The organism is Streptomyces sp. NPDC020983, from assembly GCF_044333485.1.
Lineage (GTDB): Bacteria > Actinomycetota > Actinomycetes > Streptomycetales > Streptomycetaceae > Actinacidiphila.
In genome coordinates this window covers 59402-77178 of the sequence record NZ_JBIRRA010000021.1, presented here as the reverse complement: position 1 = coordinate 77178, position 17777 = coordinate 59402, and the positions used below count along the sequence as shown (strand labels likewise).

General features: G+C 74.7%; 11 protein-coding genes and 2 pseudogenes. 11 read left to right on the top strand and 2 right to left on the bottom strand.

Annotation, left to right across the window (positions count from 1 at the left end; translation table 11 throughout):
* Positions 1-260 precede the first annotated feature (260 nt).
* Positions 261-1396 (top strand): annotated as a pseudogene (locus tag ACH4SE_RS33860) (glycosyltransferase family 4 protein).
* A 55-nt stretch (positions 1397-1451) separates the two neighbouring features.
* Here the strand turns inward: ACH4SE_RS33860 and ACH4SE_RS33855 are convergent.
* On the bottom strand, positions 1452-3263 hold the full coding sequence (locus tag ACH4SE_RS33855) for a glycoside hydrolase family 15 protein (RefSeq protein ID WP_398547413.1): 1812 nt from the start codon (positions 3261-3263) through the stop codon (positions 1452-1454).
* Between the two features lie 567 nt (positions 3264-3830).
* Here ACH4SE_RS33855 and ACH4SE_RS33850 point away from each other — a divergent pair.
* From ACH4SE_RS33850 to ACH4SE_RS33810, 9 genes and pseudogenes are all read left to right on the top strand, one after another.
* Positions 3831-5459 carry a CTP synthase gene (locus ACH4SE_RS33850; RefSeq protein ID WP_398547390.1) on the top strand — a complete coding sequence of 543 codons (1629 nt, stop codon included), beginning with the start codon at positions 3831-3833 and terminating at the stop codon, positions 5457-5459.
* A gap of 46 nt (positions 5460-5505) precedes the next feature.
* The gene (locus ACH4SE_RS33845) at positions 5506-6132 is read left to right on the top strand and encodes an NUDIX domain-containing protein (RefSeq protein ID WP_398547389.1); all 627 of its coding nucleotides are present in this window, start codon (positions 5506-5508) and stop codon (positions 6130-6132) included.
* Between the two features lie 640 nt (positions 6133-6772).
* Entirely contained in the window at positions 6773-9088 is a 2316-nt protein-coding gene (locus tag ACH4SE_RS33840; RefSeq protein WP_398547388.1) for a tetratricopeptide repeat protein, read from the top strand.
* A gap of 257 nt (positions 9089-9345) precedes the next feature.
* Positions 9346-10461 (top strand): alanine dehydrogenase, encoded by a 1116-nt coding sequence (ald, locus tag ACH4SE_RS33835; protein ID WP_398547412.1) that lies wholly within the window; start codon positions 9346-9348, stop codon positions 10459-10461.
* 411 nt (positions 10462-10872) lie between these two features.
* A pseudogene (locus tag ACH4SE_RS33830) lies at positions 10873-11802 on the top strand (ParA family protein); the annotation flags it as partial.
* Entirely contained in the window at positions 11787-12518 is a 732-nt protein-coding gene (locus ACH4SE_RS33825; RefSeq protein WP_398547387.1) for a hypothetical protein, read from the top strand. The pseudogene ACH4SE_RS33830 and the gene ACH4SE_RS33825, both read left to right, overlap by 16 nt.
* Positions 12519-12582: 64 nt before the next feature.
* Positions 12583-13752: a segregation and condensation protein A gene (locus ACH4SE_RS33820; protein WP_398547386.1), complete on the top strand. Its 1170-nt coding sequence runs from the start codon at positions 12583-12585 to the stop codon at positions 13750-13752.
* Between the two features lie 32 nt (positions 13753-13784).
* Positions 13785-14441 carry an SMC-Scp complex subunit ScpB gene (gene scpB / locus ACH4SE_RS33815; RefSeq protein ID WP_398547411.1) on the top strand — a complete coding sequence of 219 codons (657 nt, stop codon included), beginning with the start codon at positions 13785-13787 and terminating at the stop codon, positions 14439-14441.
* Positions 14441-15661, top strand: coding sequence for a pseudouridine synthase (locus ACH4SE_RS33810; protein WP_398547385.1), 1221 nt, complete (start codon positions 14441-14443; stop codon positions 15659-15661). The genes scpB and ACH4SE_RS33810 overlap by 1 nt, the downstream gene beginning before the upstream one ends.
* Here ACH4SE_RS33810 and ACH4SE_RS33805 read toward each other — a convergent pair.
* Positions 15639-16376: a DNA polymerase beta superfamily protein gene (locus ACH4SE_RS33805; protein ID WP_398547384.1), complete on the bottom strand. Its 738-nt coding sequence runs from the start codon at positions 16374-16376 to the stop codon at positions 15639-15641. The two genes, ACH4SE_RS33810 and ACH4SE_RS33805, sit on opposite strands and share 23 nt — an antisense overlap.
* 211 nt (positions 16377-16587) lie before the next feature.
* Between ACH4SE_RS33805 and ACH4SE_RS33800 the strand changes: the two genes are divergently transcribed.
* The gene (locus ACH4SE_RS33800) at positions 16588-17682 is read left to right on the top strand and encodes a prephenate dehydrogenase (RefSeq protein WP_398547383.1); all 1095 of its coding nucleotides are present in this window, start codon (positions 16588-16590) and stop codon (positions 17680-17682) included.
* Positions 17683-17777: the final 95 nt, after the last annotated feature.

Here is a 17777-nt window from a genome sequence, read left to right as displayed (position 1 = left end):
CGGCCGGCGGCCCGGTACGGGCCCTGCTGCCCGCTGGGCCGGTGCCGAGCCGCGCTTTTGGTGGCTGCCCGGCGGCGCGGGCGCGCCCTTCCGTCGGCGGCGCGGCAAGGGCCCGGGGGCAACGCCCGTCACCCGTAAGGGTGGTTCGGGGGGCGGGGTCTCCCGGGGAAAAGGGGCCGCGCAAGGGCCTGTTCCTGCGGGGGCTGGCATGCTGGGAGCCGTCGTACACATCGCGCTGAACTCAAGGAGCGGTAGGCCGCGTGAGTCGCACCTCGGAGCCCTTCGCCGGGCAGCTGCACGCCGTGCACGTGCTGGGTGCGGGTGCGGGCGCCGGCGCGCATGTCAGCTCGCTCGTGGGCGGGCTGGTCGCGCGCGGGGTGGAGGTCACGGTGTGCGGGCCGGCGGCTGCGGAGGCGGACTACGGACTCGGCGGGACGGGCGCGCGTTTTGTGCCCGTCGACCTGGGCGTGCGCCGGGCGCGTGCGGACGCACCGGTGCTCGCCGCGCTGCGCGCCGCCTTCCACGGCGCGGGCGTGGTGCACGCGCACGGCCTGTGGGCCGGCTTCCTGGCCGCGGTCGCGCTGGGCGGGCGCCGCGTGCCGCTCGTGGTGACCTGGCACGGCGGCCCGCCGGCGCAGGGCGGCCGCGCGGTGGTGCTGCACTGGCTGGAGCGCCGGGCGCTGCGCGCGGCCGCGGTCGTGCTCGGGGTGTCCTCGGAGCTGGTGGACCGCGCCCGGGCGCTCGGCGCGAAGGACGTGCGCTTCGCGCCCGCGGCCGTACCGCGCCCGCCGGGCAGGCCGCCGCGCCCCCCGGAGGTGGGGGAGCGGCTGCGGCAGGAGACCCGCGCCGGTCTCGGCGCCGTGGACCGCCCGCTGCTGCTGGCTGTCGGCAGGCTGGAGCCGCGGCAGGGCCACGGCATGCTGCTCGACGCCGCCGCGCTGTGGGCGGGGCAGGATCCGGCGCCGCTCGTGGCGATCGCGGGGGAGGGCGCGGGCCGCGAGGAACTGCAGCGGCGGATCGAGGCGGAGCGGCTGCCCGTGGTGCTGCTCGGCCGCCGCGACGACGTCCCCGACCTGCTGGCCGCCGCGGACCTCGTGGTGCTGCCCAGCCGCTGGGAGGCCCGCCCGCTGATGGCGCAGGAGGCGCTGCACGCGGGGGTGCCCCTGGTGGCCACCGACGTGGGCGGGACGCGCGAGCTGGTCGGTGAGCCGCCGTCCTGGTCCCGTACGGCGACGCGCTGGGCCTGGCCCGCGCGGTCGCGGACCTGACGGCCGACCCGGCCCGCCGCACCGCGCTGTCGGTGGCCGGCCGCGCGCAGGCGGCGACCTGGCCCTCCGAGGACGACACGGTCGCCCAGGTGCTCAGCGTCTACGACGAGCTGACCCAGCGGGGGTGAGGAACGCCCCGCGCGTGGGCGCCGCGCAGCGCGCGTAGAAGCGGCGCGCCGCGGCTCAGGCGCGGAAGGCGCCCACCGCGGTGAGCCGCAGCGCGGTGTCGATGAGCGGCACGTGGCTGAAGGCCTGCGGGAAGTTGCCGACCTGGCGCCGGTGGCGCGGGTCCCACTCCTCGGCGAGCAGCCCCAGGTCGTTGCGCAGCGACAGCAGCTTCTCGAACAGCCGCCGCGCCTCCTCCACGCGCCCGATCATCGCGAGGTCGTCGGCGAGCCAGAAGGAGCAGGCGAGGAAGGCGCCCTCGTCGCCGGGCAGGCCGTCGAGGTTGTCGTCGCCGCTGGTGTCGCTGCTGGAGGTGGGGTAGCGCAGCACGAAGCCGTCCGAGGTGGACAGCTCCCGCTGGATCGCCTCGATCGTGCCGATGACGCGCTTGTCGTCCGGCGGCAGGAAGCCCATCTGCGGGATGAGCAGCAGCGACGCGTCCAGCTCACGCGAGCCGTAGGACTGCGTGAAGGTGTTGCGCTCCTTGTCGTAGCCCTTCTCGCACACGTCGTAGTGGATCTCGTCGCGCAGGTCCTTGAGCCGGTCCAGCGGCCCGTCGACCTCGCCGGACTCGATGAGCTTGACGGTGCGGTCGACGGCGACCCACGCCATGACCTTGGAGTGCACGAAGTGCCGGCGCGGGCCGCGCACCTCCCAGATGCCCTCGTCGGGCTCGTTCCAGTGCTTCTCCAGGTACCTGATCAGCTTCAGCTGCAGCAGGCTGGCGTAGTCGTTGCGGGCCAGACCCGTCATGTGGCCGAGGTGCAGCGCCTCGGTGACCTCGCCGTAGACGTCCAGCTGGAGCTGGTGGGCGGCGCCGTTGCCGATCCGGACGGGGGTGGAGCCCTCGTAGCCGGGCAGCCAGTGCAGCTCGTTCTCGCCGAGCTCGCGCTCACCGGCGATGCCGTACATGATCTGGAGGTTCTCCGGGTCGCCGGCCACGGCCCGCAGCAGCCACTCGCGCCAGGCCTGCGCCTCCTCGCGGTAGCCCGTGCGCAGCAGCGAGGAGAGGGTGATCGCGGCGTCCCGCAGCCAGGTGAAGCGGTAGTCCCAGTTGCGCACCCCGCCGATGTCCTCCGGCAGCGACGTCGTCGGCGCGGCCACGATCCCGCCGGTGGGGCCGTACGTGAGCGCCTTGAGCGTGATGAGCGACCGGACCACGGCCTCGCGGTAGGGCCCGGTGTACGTGCACTGCGCGACCCACTCGCGCCAGAAGTCCTCGGTCGCGGCGAGCGAGCCCTCCGGGTCCGGCAGCGGCGGCTGCGGCTTGTGCGAGGCCTCCCAGCTGATGCTGAAGACGATCCGGTCGCCGGGGCCGACGGAGAACTCCGAGTAGGTCGTCAGGTCCTTGCCGTACGTGTCGACCTCGGTGTCGTACCAGACGGAGTCGGGCCCGGCCACGGCCACCGTCCGGTCGCCGACCTTGTGCACCCACGGCACCACCTGGCCGTACGCGAAGCGCATGCGCAGCGCCGAGCACATCGGGACGCGGCCGCTGACGCCCTCCACGATCCGGATCACCTGCGGGGCGCCGTCCCGCGGGGGCATGAAGTCGATCACCCGGACCGTGCCGCGCTCGGTGTCCCACTCGGATTCAAGTACGAGTGAGTCGCCCCGGTAGCGGCGGCGTGTCGCGGCCGGCGGCGGGGCGCCGTGGTGGGCGGGGCCGAGCCGCCAGAAGCCGTGTTCGTCGGTGCCCAGCAGCCCGGCGAAAACGGCCGGCGAGTCGAAGCGCGGCAGGCACAGCCAGTCGACGGTGCCGTCGCGGCAGACCAGTGCGGCGGTCTGCATGTCTCCGATGAGTGCGTAATCCTCGATACGCCCGGCCACGTGCTTCTCCAGTCGAAACGACACCGCCGCCCCACGGACGGGGGCGGTCTTGCGGTCTGGGGATATTCGACGAGCTCTTGATCCGGGAGCGGGCGGGATGGTGCCGTGTGCCGGCCGGCTCGCACAGGTGCGTCCGTGCAGAATACGTCGTCGCGGGGTGCCGGTGTGCGTCTCTCGCGATCTTCGCTGGGCCGCACGGGTGCACGGCGGGGCGCACTCGGGCATATGCGCAGGCGAACGGCCACATGGCTGGGGTGTGACGGTTGTGTGGCCGAGGTGTGCCGGTGGTCCGGCCGGGCACCTGCGGTGGTCTGGCCGGGGGGCAACGGTGGTCCGGTCCGGGGCGTACGCGGGTCGTATACGCGTCCGGCGCCGCCCACGGGGGGCAAGCGTGACCCGACGGGGTGCCGCGCAGCGTCGCCACCCTGCACCGCTGATACCCTGGTAGCCCGTGGGCCGGTGGGCTGAACCACTGAACCGCCCGACGGCGCTCCGCGAGCGAGCACCGTCCCGACCTCACCTCGCGACCACGGGAGCCCCCCTTTGGCTATTGCGCCGAAATCCACGATGACCAAGCACATCTTCGTCACCGGCGGTGTGGCCTCCTCGCTCGGCAAGGGGCTCACGGCGTCGAGTCTCGGCGCGCTGCTGAAGGCGCGGGGCCTGCGGGTCACGATGCAGAAGCTCGACCCGTACCTGAACGTCGACCCCGGCACCATGAACCCGTTCCAGCACGGTGAGGTCTTCGTCACCGACGACGGTGCCGAGACCGACCTCGACATCGGCCACTACGAGCGCTTCCTCGACGTCAACCTCGCCGGGTCGGCCAACGTCACGACCGGCCAGGTCTACTCCACCGTGATCGCCAAGGAGCGGCGCGGCGAGTACCTGGGCGACACCGTCCAGGTCATCCCGCACATCACCAACGAGATCAAGTCCCGCATCCGGCGCATGGCCACCGACGACGTCGACGTGGTGATCACCGAGGTCGGCGGCACCGTCGGCGACATCGAGTCGCTGCCCTTCCTGGAGTCCGTGCGCCAGGTCCGGCACGAGGTCGGCCGGGACAACGTCTTCGTCGTGCACATCTCGCTGCTGCCCTACATCGGCCCGTCCGGCGAGCTGAAGACCAAGCCCACCCAGCACTCCGTGGCCGCGCTGCGCAACATCGGCATCCAGCCCGACGCGATCGTGCTGCGCGCCGACCGCGAGGTGCCGACCGCGATCAAGCGCAAGGTCTCGCTCATGTGCGACGTCGACGAGGACGCCGTGGTCGCCGCGATCGACGCGCCCTCGATCTACGACATCCCCAAGGTGCTGCACACCGAGGGCCTGGACGCCTACGTCGTGCGCCGCCTCGACCTGCCCTTCCGCGACGTCGACTGGGCGCAGTGGGACGACCTGCTGCGCCGCGTCCACGAGCCCGCGCACGAGGTCACGGTCGCACTCGTCGGCAAGTACATCGACCTGCCCGACGCCTACCTGTCGGTGACCGAGGCGCTGCGGGCCGGCGGCTTCGCCAACAACGCCAGGGTGCACATCAAGTGGGTGCTGTCCGACACGTGCAAGAGCCCGGCCGGCGCCGCCGAGCAGCTGCGCGACGCCGACGCGATCTGCGTGCCCGGCGGCTTCGGCGAGCGCGGCATCGAGGGCAAGGTCGCCGCGATCACCTACGCCCGCGAGAACCGCATCCCGCTGCTCGGACTGTGCCTGGGCCTCCAGTGCGTCGTCATCGAGGCGGCCCGCAACCTGGTCGGCATCGCCGAGGCGAACTCCACCGAGTTCGACCCGGCCACCGCCCACCCGGTGATCTCCACCATGGCCGAGCAGCTCGACATCGTCGGCGGCAAGGGCGACCTCGGCGGCACCATGCGGCTGGGCACCTACCCCGCCAAGCTCGCCGAGGGCTCCATCGTCCGCGAGGTCTACGGCGACCAGCCGTACGTCGAGGAGCGCCACCGGCACCGCTACGAGGTCAACAACGCCTACCGCGCCGACCTGGAGAAGGCCGCCGGCATCGTCTTCTCCGGCACCTCCCCGGACAACAAGCTCGTCGAGTACGTCGAATACCCCCGTGACGTCCACCCCTACCTCGTGGCGACCCAGGCCCACCCCGAGCTGAAGTCGCGCCCGACCCGGCCGCACCCGCTCTTCGCAGGCCTGGTCAAGGCCGCCGTCGCCCGCAAGTCGGGCTGACCGGCCCCGCACTCCCGAGCACATTCCCCTTCCCGGAAGGCGCAGCATGCTCAAGGACACCCCGGAGGAATGGCGGGTCACGGCCACCGCCACGCCCTTCACCGGCAAGAAGACCAGCGTCCGCAGCGACCAGGTCGTCATGCCGGACGGCAGCACGGTGACCCGCGACTACCAGGTCCACCCCGGCTCGGTGGCGGTCCTCGCCCTCGACGAGGACAACCGGGTACTGGTGCTGCGCCAGTACCGGCACCCGGTACGCCAACGCCTCTGGGAGATCCCGGCCGGCCTGCTCGACGTCCCCGGGGAGAACCCGCTCCACGCGGCGCAGCGCGAGCTGTACGAGGAGGCGCACGTCAAGGCCGAGGAGTGGCACGTGCTCGCCGACGTCTACACGACGCCGGGCGGCTGCGACGAGGCCGTGCGCATCTTCCTCGCCCGCGGCGTCTCCGAGGCCGAGGGCGACCGCTTCGCCGTCTCCGACGAGGAGGCCGACATGGAGCTGGCCCGCGTCCCGCTGGACGAGCTGCTGGCCGGCGTGCTCGCCGGGGACCTCCACAACAACTGCCTGGTGGTCGGCGTCCTCGCGGCCCAGGCCGCGCTGTCCGCTCCCGCGGGCACGGACCGCCTCCGCCCCGCCGACGCCCCGTGGCCGGCCCGCCCCTTCGAGAGCTGACCGCTGCGCGGGGCTCCTCACAACGGTGCCGCGGCCGCGCCGCCGGTCCCCTCAGGGCGCGGCGCCGCCACGGGTGACCGCCGGGGCCGCGGGAACCGCGCGGGCGGCCCCGCCCGGGCCCGTCCCGCTCCGCCCGCCCGCCGGTGCGCCGGGATCTGCCCTGGGGCGGTGGCACCGGGCGGTGCCGTCCGTGCGGTTTCCCGCCGCCCGGGCGTGGGTTTGCTGGGCGGTGCGGTGGTGCAAGCACTCCCCGCTGTCCCGGGGCGGTGACGCCGGGCGGTGCCGTCCGTGCGGTTTCCCGCCGCTCGGGCGTAGGTGCGGTGGGCGGTGCGGTGGTGCAAGCACTCCCCGCTGTCCCGGGGCGGTGACGCCGGGCGGTGCCGTCCGTGCGGTTCCCGCCGCCCCGGGCGTGGGTTCGCTGGGCGGTGCGGCGGTGCAGTTCCCCCGCTGTCCTGGTTCGGGCTCGCCGTGCGGTGCGGCGGCGCAAGCACCCCCCGCAGTCCCGGCGTGGGTTCGCCGGGCGGTGCCGTCCGCGCGGTTTCCCGCCGCCCCGGCGGAAACAGCTCGCCCCGCACGGCGGGGGAATGACGTCAACTACGCTCTCGCCAAAGCCGCCCGCAGGGTAAGGAGCGTGGGCCCCGTGGCAGACGTCAACGCAAGCCAGGCCTCCCGGCGGGCCGGGGAGAGCGGCGTGACCCCCCTCCCGCCGCCTCCGGCCGAGTTCTGCGGCCGGGGGCGCGAACTGGCCGAGTTGGCGGGGGAGATCGACCGCCCGGGCCTGGGCGGTGAGCGTCCGGACGCCCCCCGCGTCCTCCTCGTCGCAGGCCGCCCCGGAACGGGCCGCACCGCGCTCGCGCTGCGTCTGGCCGCGCGGGTCGCCGACCGCTACCCCGACGGGCAGTGGTTCGTCCGGCTGACCGGTCCGGCGGGCGTGCCCGTGCCCGCAGAACAGGTCGCCCGCGGGCTGCTGCGGGCACTCGGCGCGGGCGAGGAGGAGGGCCTGCGGGAGGCCACCGCGGGGCGGCGGCTGCTGCTCGTGCTGGACGACGTCGCGACCGCGGACCAGCTCACCGCGCTGCTGCCGGCGAGCTCCCGGAGCCTGGTCGTGGCGACGTCGGGCGGTCCGCTGCGGGGGGTGCCCGATGTGCGCCCGTGCACACTGGGCGGCCTGGACACGCCCGCCGCGGTCGAGTTGCTGGCCCGGGCGATCGGCGAGACCCGCGTGACGTGTGACCCGCGCGGCGCGGAGGCGCTCGTGCACGTGCTGGCCGGGCACCCGACCGCGCTGCGGCTGACGGCGGCATGGCTGGCCGCCCGCCCCGGCGTGTCCGTCGCCGACGCGGCCCTGCGCCTGCGCGACATCCCGCCCATCCCGCCCGCCGAGCCGGCGCCGCGTGCCGGGCAGGCGCGGGAGGGCGCGCCCGCGCGTCCCGGCGTGGACGGGACCGTTCCCGTCCCGTCCAGGCCCGCAGCGGCGCGGGACGGCGCGCCCGTCCGTCCCGGCGCGGACGGGGCCGGTGCCGTCCCGCCCAGGCCCCCAGCGGCGCGGGAGGGCGCGCCCGCCTCCTCCCGGGGCGCCGCGCCGGCGGGCGCGGCCGCCCCCGGCGGCGCCGCCGCCCCGCCGCCGCCCGCGGCGCCCCCCGTGCCCGGGGAACTCGTGCGGGCCTTCCGGATGGTGCACGAGGGGCTGCCGGCGAGCGCGGCGAGGATGCTGCGGCTGCTGGTGCTGGCACCGGCGGGGGTGGTGGACGCGCAGGGGGCGTCCGCGCTCGCCGGGTGCCCGGTGGAGGCCGCCCAGGCAACGCTGGAGGACTTCGTACGCGGCGGGCTGCTCGCGGGCGGGGAGCAGCGGTACGCGGTACCGGGGTGCCTGGAGGGGCTGCTCGGCGCGTTGCTGGCGGCACGCGAGGCACCCGCGGACGTGACGCTGGCACGGGCGCGGATGCTGGAGCGGACCGTACGGCTGCTGCTGTCGTGCCGGGCGGCGCTGGCGGGTGAGCCGCTGGACGAGGCGGTGCCCCGCGCGCAGCGCTTCGACTCGGCCCCCGCGGCCGCCGCGTGGCTGGACTCGCGGCTGCCCGCGCTGCTCGCGGCCGCGCGCACGGCGGTGGCGGACGGCGAGCTGGACACGCTGGCACGCCGCCTGGTCGCCGCGCTGGTGCGGGCGCTCGCCGCCTTCCCCGGCGGCGACGCGATGGCCGCCGAGCGCTACGAGCTGCATTCCCTGGTGCTGGGCGTGGCCGAGCGGCGCGGGCTGCGCCGGGAGGAGGCCGCCGCGCTCATCAACCTCGGCGACCTCGACGCCCGCGCGGGCCGCACCGACCGCGCCCTCGACCGCTACCGGGTCGCCCTGGACGCCGCCCGCGCCGCCGACGACCGGCAGGCCGAGGGGCGGGTCCTGGAGGCGCTCGGCGGCACGTATCTGGAGCGGCGCGACCCGGGCCGCGCGCTGGACTGGTACGGCCGCGCCCTCTCGCTGCGCCAGGGGACCGGCGAGCAGGCCGACCAGGCGCGGCTGCGCGGCCGGATCGCCGTCCTGCTGGCGCAGGCGGGCCGCTTCGGGCCCGCGCTGCGCGAGTGGCGCCGGGCGGCGGGGCTGTACAAGCGGCTCGGCGACCTGGTCGGCCAGGCCCGCGCGCTCGCGGAGGCGGCGCGGGTGCAGGAGGCCGCGGGCCGCCCGGAGGACGCGATGCGCAGCTGCCGCGACGCCCTGTACTGGGCCCGCCAGGCGGGCGACCGGCGGCTGGAGGCGGCCCTGCTGCTGCGGCTGGCGGACCTGCTGGACCGGCTGGGCGACCCGGAGGGCGCCCGGCTCCAGCGGGAGAGCGTGCAGCGGGCGTCCGGTACGCCGGCCGCCGCCGCGCGGACGCGCCCGGACGCGGCCCTCGCGCCGGACGCCGTGTCCGGCCCGCGGCCCGCGGAAGCGCCCGACGTACCGGACGTCGCACTCCCGTGATCCCGCGGCAACGCCGGGGTGACCGCGGCATGATGCGATTCCGACCAGGCACGATCCGCGGCTGACCTACGAAACTGCCAATACCGCTCAGAAAATGAACCACTTTGTAAGGCTGGACAGCGGCTCCTCCTTCACTAGACTGGGCCATGCCGCACACAACGCGGTCAGGTCCGACGTGTCGTGCCACCCTGCACCATGTCAGGACAATTACTCCCAACCACCCCTGGGCAACCCTGAGCGCAAGGACCGTGATCGACGTGAAGGTGGGCATCCCCCGCGAGGTCAAGAACAACGAGTTCCGCGTGGCCATCACCCCGGCCGGCGTGCACGAGCTGGTGCGAGGCGGGCACCGGGTCGTGGTCGAGGAGGGGGCGGGCGCGGGCTCGTCCATCCCGGACGAGGAGTTCGCGGCGGCCGGCGCGGCCGTCCTCGGCACCGCCGACGAGGTGTGGGCCGAGGCCGATCTGCTGCTCAAGGTCAAGGAGCCGGTCGCCGAGGAGTACCACCGGCTGCGCAAGGGCCAGACACTCTTCACCTACCTGCACCTGGCCGCCTCGCGGGCCTGCACGGACGCGCTGCTGGAGTCCGGCACCACCGCGATCGCGTACGAGACCGTCGAGACGGCCGACCGCCGGCTGCCGCTGCTCGCCCCGATGTCCGAGGTGGCCGGGCGGCTCGCCCCGCAGGTCGGCGCCTACCACCTGATGCGCTCGGCGGGCGGCCGCGGTGTTCTGCCGGGCGGGGTGCCGGGCGTGCAGTCCGGCCGGGCGGTCGTCATCGGCGCCGGCGTCTCGGGGTGGCACGCCACCACGATCGCGCTGGGTCTGGGCTTCCATGTCACGCTGCTCGACAAGGACGTGAACAAGCTGCGCGAGGCCGACAAGGTGTTCGGCAACCGCGTGCAGACCGTCGCGTCCAACGCGCTCGCGCTCGAGCAGGCCGTCCTGGAGGCGGATCTGGTGATCGGCGCCGTCCTCATCCCGGGCGCCAGGGCGCCCAAGCTCGTCACCAACGAGCTGGTGTCCCGCATGAAGCCGGGCTCCGTCCTTGTCGACATCGCGATCGACCAGGGCGGCTGCTTCGAGGACTCGCGCCCCACCACGCACGCCGAACCCACCTTCACCGTCCACGGCTCGGTCTTCTACTGCGTGGCCAACATGCCCGGCGCGGTCCCGAACACCTCGACGTACGCGCTGACCAACGCCACGCTGCCGTACGTCCTGGAGATCGCCGGCCGTGGCTGGCAGGAGGCGCTGCGCCGCGACCCGGCGCTCGCGCTCGGCCTCAACACCCATGAGGGGCAGGTCGTTTACGGCCCGGTGGCCGAGGCGCACGGGCTCGACCCGGTCGGGTTGCGCAGCCTGCTGGGCTGACGGGAGCCCCGCCGGCACCGCGGACGTCCCGCAGTGTCAACTGTGCACCTAGGGCCGGGTCTTGCGCACGCAGGACCCGGCCTTTCGTGCCGTCACGCCCTTGACAGAGGGGTGTTCGGTTGCCGACACATCGTGCCGTGTCCGGCGGATTGTGTTGCTGTGAACCACCGACACGCCATAGAGTCGCGAAACGTCGGCTGTAGTCACGCTGACCTGTTGAGAAGTTTCCTGGTCCCCAAGGAGGTAAGACGACTTGTGAATGAGTCGACATTTGCTCCCGGGAGTGGCCAACCAGCAATGACCGTCGGCTCCGTCGCCGTGCACACCTTCGAGTCACGCAGAGCCGAACCCGCCGACCCACAAAGCGCGTACGCCATGGGCCCTTACGACGACAACGACGACCTGCAAGACGGTCAGTTCTACGACCCCGACGCCGAATACGAGCCCGACCCCGAGTACGCCGCGACGCTCGCGCCCGACGCTGCCCGCCAGCGCCGCGAGCGCGTCGGCCCGACCGGCCGCCCGCTGCCGTACTTCCCGATCCCCAACCCGCTCACCGACCACGGTCCGGCCAAGATCGTTGCGATGTGCAACCAGAAGGGCGGGGTCGGCAAGACCACCTCGACCATCAACCTGGGTGCCGCGCTCGCCGAGTACGGCCGCCGGGTGCTCCTCGTCGACTTCGACCCGCAGGGCGCGCTGTCCGTCGGGCTCGGGGTCAACCCGATGGAACTCGACATCACGGTCTACAACCTGCTGATGGAGCGCGGCCTCGCGGCCGACGAGGTGCTGCTGAAGACCGCCGTGCCCGGCATGGACCTGCTGCCCAGCAACATCGACCTGTCCGCGGCCGAGGTGCAGCTCGTCAGCGAGGTCGCCCGCGAGTCGGCGCTCGCGCGCGCCCTCAAGCCGCTGCTGCCCGACTACGACTACATCGTGATCGACTGCCAGCCGTCGCTGGGCCTGCTCACCGTCAACGCGCTCACCGCCGCGCACTCCGTGATCGTGCCGCTGGAGTGCGAGTTCTTCGCGCTGCGCGGTGTCGCGCTGCTGACCGAGACGATCGAGAAGGTCCGCGAGCGGCTCAACCCCGAGCTGGAGCTGGACGGCATCCTCGCCACCATGTACGACTCGCGGACCGTGCACAGCCGCGAGGTGCTGGCGCGCGTCGTCGAGGCCTTCGACGACCACGTCTTCCACACCGTCATCGGCCGCACCGTGCGTTTCCCCGAGACGACCGTCGCGGGCGAGCCCATCACCACCTACGCCTCCAACTCCGTCGGCGCCGCCGCCTATCGCCAACTCGCCAGGGAGGTGCTCGCCCGGTGCCACGCCGAGTGACCCTGCCGGGCGCCGACGAGCTGTTCCGGACCACCGGGGGTGCGGCGCTCCAGGCCCCGCAGTCCCGGCAGCAGCCGCAGCAGCAGCACTCCGGGGGCGAACCGCAGGGCGACACCCGGCCGCGTCCGGCCCAGGAGCAGACGGGCGGTGCGGCCGGCGGCGAGCAGGACACGGCCGGTGAGGAGCGGGGCGGCACGCAGGGCCGCGACCCCGGCCACGGGCAGGGCCGCGACCGCGACCGCGACGACAGGGACCGGCAGGGCGGTCAGGACCGCACCGGCCACGGCGGCAGCGCCGAGCACGCCGGCCGGGACGTCCCGCCCGCCCGCCGCCCGGCGGGCGGCGCAGGCGGCCCGGGCACGGTCAACGGCACCGCCGGCGCGGCACCGCCGCAGGCGCCCGTCCAGCAGTCCGCCGCGGCCCAGCACCCGGCGCCGCCCGCCGCGCAGGGCGCCGCGGGCCCGGCCGCCCGCCGCAAGGCGCCGCGGCAGAACCGCCGCCCCAGCGGCCGTGAGCGGCACGACGAGAAGATCACCGTCTACGTCTCCGCCGAGGAACTGATGGACCTGGAGCACGCCCGGCTGGTGCTCCGCGGTGAGCACGGGCTCGCGATCGACCGCGGCCGGATCGTCCGCGAGGCCGTCGCCGTGGTGCTCGCGGACCTGGAGTCGCGCGGCGACGCCAGCATCCTCGTACGGCGGCTGCGCGGGCGCTGAGCCGCGCCGCGGCCGCTCCGGGGGGAGGTAACCTGCCGTTCCCGCCCCCGCACACTGGACCTCGATGCCGACCACCACGACCGACCCCGCCGACCGTCCACGCCGCCGCCTCGGCCGCGGCGTGCCGACGCACGCGGAGGCGGCGCCCCCGGCGGAACCCGCGGCGGGGGAGGAGGACGCGGCCCGGAGCCTGCCGGAGGCCGTACCGGCGGACGTGCCGCGGGACGCACCCGGGCCCGCGGACGTGGCGGGGGAGGCGGCGCCGGAGGCCGGTGCCGGCGGCGGCGAGGGCCCGGACGGCGGGACGGGGGGCGGCGAAGAGGCCGACGACGGGCGCTTCACCGTACGGCTGCACAATTTCGAGGGTCCCTTCGACCTGCTGCTCCAGCTGATCGCCAAGCACAAGCTGGACGTCACCGAGGTCGCGCTGTCGAAGGTCACCAACGAGTTCATGGCCCATCTGCACGCCATGGGGCCGGACTGGGACCTCGACCAGACCACCGAGTTCCTGGTCGTCGCCGCCACGCTGCTGGACCTGAAGGCGGCCCGGCTGCTGCCCGCCGCCGAGGTCGAGGACGAGGCGGACCTCGCGCTGCTGGAGGCCCGCGACCTGCTCTTCGCCCGGCTGCTCCAGTACCGCGCCTACAAGCAGATCGCCGCCATCTTCGCCGAGCGGCTGGAGCAGGAGGCGCTGCGCCGCCCGCGCACGGTCGGTCTGGAGCCGCAGCACGCCGAGCTGCTGCCCGAGGTGGTGCTGAGCATCGGCCCGGAGCGCTTCGCGCAGCTCGCCGTCAAGGCGATGCAGCCCAAGCCGCGGCCGCAGGTCTACGTCGACCACATCCACGCGCCGCTGGTCAGCGTGCGCGAGCAGGCCGAGCACGTCATCGCGCTGCTGCGGGAGCGGGGCAGCGCGAGCTTCGGGGAGCTGACCGCGGACGCGCCGGACACGCTCACGGTCGTGGCCCGCTTCCTGGCGCTGCTGGAGCTCTACCGGGAGAAGGCCGTCGGGCTCGACCAGGAGGAGGCGCTCGGCGCGCTCCAGGTCCGCTGGACGGGCGGCGAGAACGCCCCGGACGCCCCGCTGGTGACGGACGAGTTCGACCAGGAGGCGGCACCCGGCGGGAAGCGCGGGCAGGGCAGGCGGGGCAGGCAGGACGAGGGGGCCGCGGCCGCACCGGCGGCGGCCGGGGACACCGGGAACACCGGGGACACCGGGAACGGAGCACAGGGATGACCGAGGTGACGGATCTCACCGCGGGGCTGGAGATGCCGGAGCACCAGCCCGCGCCCGCCGGGCTGCTGTCCGCGGCCACCGCCGGGCTGGAGCTGAAGCCGGCGCTCGAAGCCGTCCTCATGGTCGTGGACGAGCCCGCGACCGAGGAGCAGCTCGCGAAGGTCCTGGACCGTCCGCGGCGGGCGGTCGGCAGGGCGCTGCGCGAGCTGTCCGACGACTACACGCGCGAGGGCAGGGGCTTCGACCTGCGGCTGGTCGCGGGCGGCTGGCGCTTCTACACGCGCCCGGACTTCGCGCCCGCGGTGGAGAAGTTCGTCCTGGACGGCCAGCACGCCCGGCTCACCCAGGCCGCGCTGGAGACGCTCGCGGTCGTCGCCTACCGGCAGCCGGTCAGCCGCTCGCGGGTCTCGGCGGTGCGCGGCGTCAACTGCGACGGCGTCATGCGCACCCTGCTGCAGCGCGGGCTGGTCGCCGAAGGTGGGACGGAACCCGAGACAGGTGCGATCCTGTACAGGACGACGAACTACTTCCTGGAACGCATGGGCCTGCGCAGCCTCGACGAGCTGCCCGAGCTCGCCCCGTTCCTGCCGGAGGCGGACGCGGTCGAGGCGGAGTCCCAGGAGGGGCTGCCGTCGTTCGATCCGGATGCGCCGGACGAACCCCCGACACTTGCGAAGACGGACGACTGATGCGAAGCAGCGACAGGAACAGCGGCGCCGACCGGACCCCCAGGAGCGGAGGGGGCGCCCCCCGGCGGGGCACCGGCGCGGGTGGCCGGGGCGGCAGCGGCGGCGGTGGCGCCGACCGCCGCGGTGACGCCCCGCGCCGCGGTGACGCCCCGCGCCGCGGCGACGCGCCCCGCCGCGGCGACGCGCCCCGCCGCGGTGAGGGCGGCGGTCGCGGCGAGGCCCCGCCGCGCAGTGACGGCGCCCCGCAGCGCCCGCGCAAACCGCGTCCGGAGGAGCGCCGCTACGACGTCGGCGACACCGGGCAGTCCGGTGCCAACAGGCCCGGCGGCATGCCCCGCACCAAGCCCGGCGGCCCCGGCCCGGCCGGCAACCGCGGCCGCGGACGCGGCAGCGTCCCGGCGCGCCCGCGCGAGCTGGACGCGCAGATCGAGGAGCGCAACCGGCAGCGGCACAGCAAGCCCAAGCTCAACCTGCCCAAGACCTTCCCCGGCGCCGAGCAGGAGGGCGAGCGGCTGCAGAAGGTGCTGGCCAGGGCGGGTATGGGTTCGCGGCGGGCGTGCGAGGAGCTGATCGAGCAGCGCCGCGTCGAGGTCAACGGCAAGATCGTCACCGAGCAGGGCCTGCGGGTCGACCCCGAGCACGACGAGGTGAAGGTCGACGGACTGACCGTCGCCACCCAGTCGTACCTGTTCTTCGCGCTGAACAAGCCCGCCGGTGTCGTCTCCACCATGGAGGACCCGGACGGGCGGCAGTGCCTCGGCGACTACGTCACCAACCGGGAGACGCGGCTCTTCCACGTCGGCCGGCTCGACACCGACACCGAGGGCCTGATCCTGCTCACCAACCACGGCGAGCTGGCCCACCGGCTGACCCACCCCCGCTACGGCGTGCAGAAGACCTACCTCGCCGCGATCCAGGGCCCCCTGCCGCGCGACCTGGGCAAGCAGCTCAAGAGCGGCATCGAACTGGAGGACGGCTGGGCGCGCGCCGACCACTTCCGCATCGTGCAGAACACCGGCAAGAACTACCTGGTCGAGGTCACGCTGCACGAGGGCCGCAAGCACATCGTGCGGCGCATGCTCGCCGAGGCGGGCTTCCCCGTCGACAAGCTGGTGCGCACCAGCTTCGGCCCGATCCCGCTGGGCGACCAGAAGTCCGGCTGGCTGCGCCGGCTGACCAACACCGAGGTCGGCATGCTCATGCGCGAGGTCGATCTCTGAGCCCTGCTGCCACCGGATCCGGCGCGCTCTCCGCGGAGGCGCGCCGGACGCGTACGAGGAAGTCCTCCACCCGGGCCCGGTCCGGTTCGGCGGGCAGCGGGGTGCGGGCCACGGCGGCGTCGATCTCGCCGAACAGCGTCCGGATCCGGCCGCGCACCTTCTCCCAGCCGACCTCGCCGCGGCGCACCGCGAGCAGCTCCTCGCGGTGCTCGCCCACGTCGACGGTCAGCGTGCCCGTACGCAGCAGGTCCCGGCAGCCGATCAGCAGCCGCAGCAGGTGCATCGCGTGCTTCCAGCGCGGCGCGCCCTCCCGGCGGATGTCCGCCTCCACCCGGCCGAGCAGCTGGTCGGCGTAGCCGCGGAAGGACGCCTCCACCCGGCGGGAGAGGAACGCGTCCCGCAGCTCCAGCAGCTCCCGGCCGGTCGCGTCGGCGTGCTCCACGAGGGGCGAGTGCAGGCACTCCAGCAGGCTGGGGCCGGCGCGCAGCGCGAGCGAGCAGAAGCGCTCGATCTCCCAGGAGAACTCCCCCTCCCGCGGGCCGGTGACATGCGTCGGCGGCTTGTCCAGCCGCCAGAACAGCGGTGTGGGCGCCACGAACACCCCGCGCCGGTCGGCGTCGCCGCCGTCCGTCGCAAGCCCGAACGCCCGCGGGCCCGTGACGCACGCGTAGACCGTGTGCTCCCGGACCAGATCGTGCCCCAGCGGTTCGCGCATGAGGGCGATTATCGCCACCGGCCCGGCCTCCCGCCGGGGAATTCCTGCTTCGGACGGTGAACGCGGGATCGACGGGGAGTACGGGAAGGCTGGTGCGGGCGCCCTCGCGGGGCGCGTCTCGCAGTACGGTCCCGGACCTCACGGCGGGCCCGCGCTGGCTACGCTGGACGCCCAGGCTCCCCCCGCCCCCGTACCCACAGGACACCCCCACGTGAGAACCGCACTGGTCATCGGCGCAGGACTCATCGGCACGTCCGCCGCGCTCGCCCTCAGCGCGCGCGACGTCGACGTCCGGCTCAGCGACCACGACGAGTCCACCGCCCGTACGGCGGCGGCGCTCGGCGCGGGGAGCCTGTACGACGCCGCGGACACCCCCGTGCCCGTCGACCTGGTGATCGTCGCCGTGCCGCCCGCGCACGTCCCGGCCGCCCTCGCCGACGCCATGGCCCGCGGACTGGGCCGCGGCTACCTCGACGTCGCGAGCGTCAAGGGCGGCCCGCGCCGCGACCTGGAGTCCCTCGGCGGCGACCTCACCCGCTACATCGGCACCCACCCGATGGCCGGCCGCGAGCGCTCGGGGCCGCTCGCCGCCAGCGCCGACCTCTTCGACGGCCGCCCCTGGATCCTCACCCCCACCCCCGGCACCGACACCGAGGTGCTCAACCTCGCGCTGGAGCTGGTCGCGCTGTGCGGGGCCGTCCCCGTCGTCATGGACGCCGACGCGCACGACCGGGCCGTCGCGCTCGTCTCGCACACCCCGCAGCTCGTCTCCAGCATGGTCGCCGCCCGGCTCCAGCACGCCGAGGACAGCACGGTACGGCTGTGCGGGCAGGGCATCCTCGACGTCACCCGCATCGCCGGCTCCGAACCCGCGATGTGGATGGACATCCTCGCGGCCAACCCCGGCCCCGTCGCCGACGTCCTGGCCGACATCGCCACCGACCTCGGCGCGACCGTCGAGTCGCTGCGGGCGCTCCAGAGCGCCGACGAGGAGAAGCGGCGCGGGGGAGCCGAGGGCATCGCCGACATACTGCGGCGCGGCAACGCGGGCCGCGCCAAGGTGCCGGGCAAGCACGGGACGGCGCCCAAGACGTACGAGGTCGTGGCCGTCCTCATCGGCGACCAGCCCGGCGAGCTGGCCCGCCTGTTCGCCGACGCGGGCGCGGCCGGGGTCAACATCGAGGACGTGCGCATCGAGCACAGCGCGGGCCAGCAGGCGGGACTGGCGCAGCTCTTCGTCGAGCCCCGCTCGGCCCCGGTCCTCAGCGCGGCCCTCCGCGACCGCGCATGGTCGCTGCGGCCCTGAGCCCCGGGGCTTCGCGCGGGCGTTTTCAGGGGCACGGGCAACCGTGCGACCGGCCCACCACGGCACGAAGGCCGCGCGGGAGGCCGCAGGAGGCG

Bases quoted from the DNA above. Each gene is read 5' to 3' on its own strand.
- ACH4SE_RS33850 (WP_398547390.1), top strand. From the start codon at position 3,831: ATGACCAAGCACATCTTCGTCACCGGCGGTGTGGCCTCCTCGCTCGGC.
- ACH4SE_RS33845 (WP_398547389.1), top strand. From the start codon at position 5,506: ATGCTCAAGGACACCCCGGAGGAATGGCGGGTCACGGCCACCGCCACG.
- ACH4SE_RS33820 (WP_398547386.1), top strand. From the start codon at position 12,583: ATGCCGACCACCACGACCGACCCCGCCGACCGTCCACGCCGCCGCCTC.
- scpB (WP_398547411.1), top strand. From the start codon at position 13,785: ATGCCGGAGCACCAGCCCGCGCCCGCCGGGCTGCTGTCCGCGGCCACC.
- ACH4SE_RS33810 (WP_398547385.1), top strand. From the start codon at position 14,441: ATGCGAAGCAGCGACAGGAACAGCGGCGCCGACCGGACCCCCAGGAGC.
- ACH4SE_RS33805 (WP_398547384.1), bottom strand. From the start codon at position 16,376: ATGCGCGAACCGCTGGGGCACGATCTGGTCCGGGAGCACACGGTCTAC.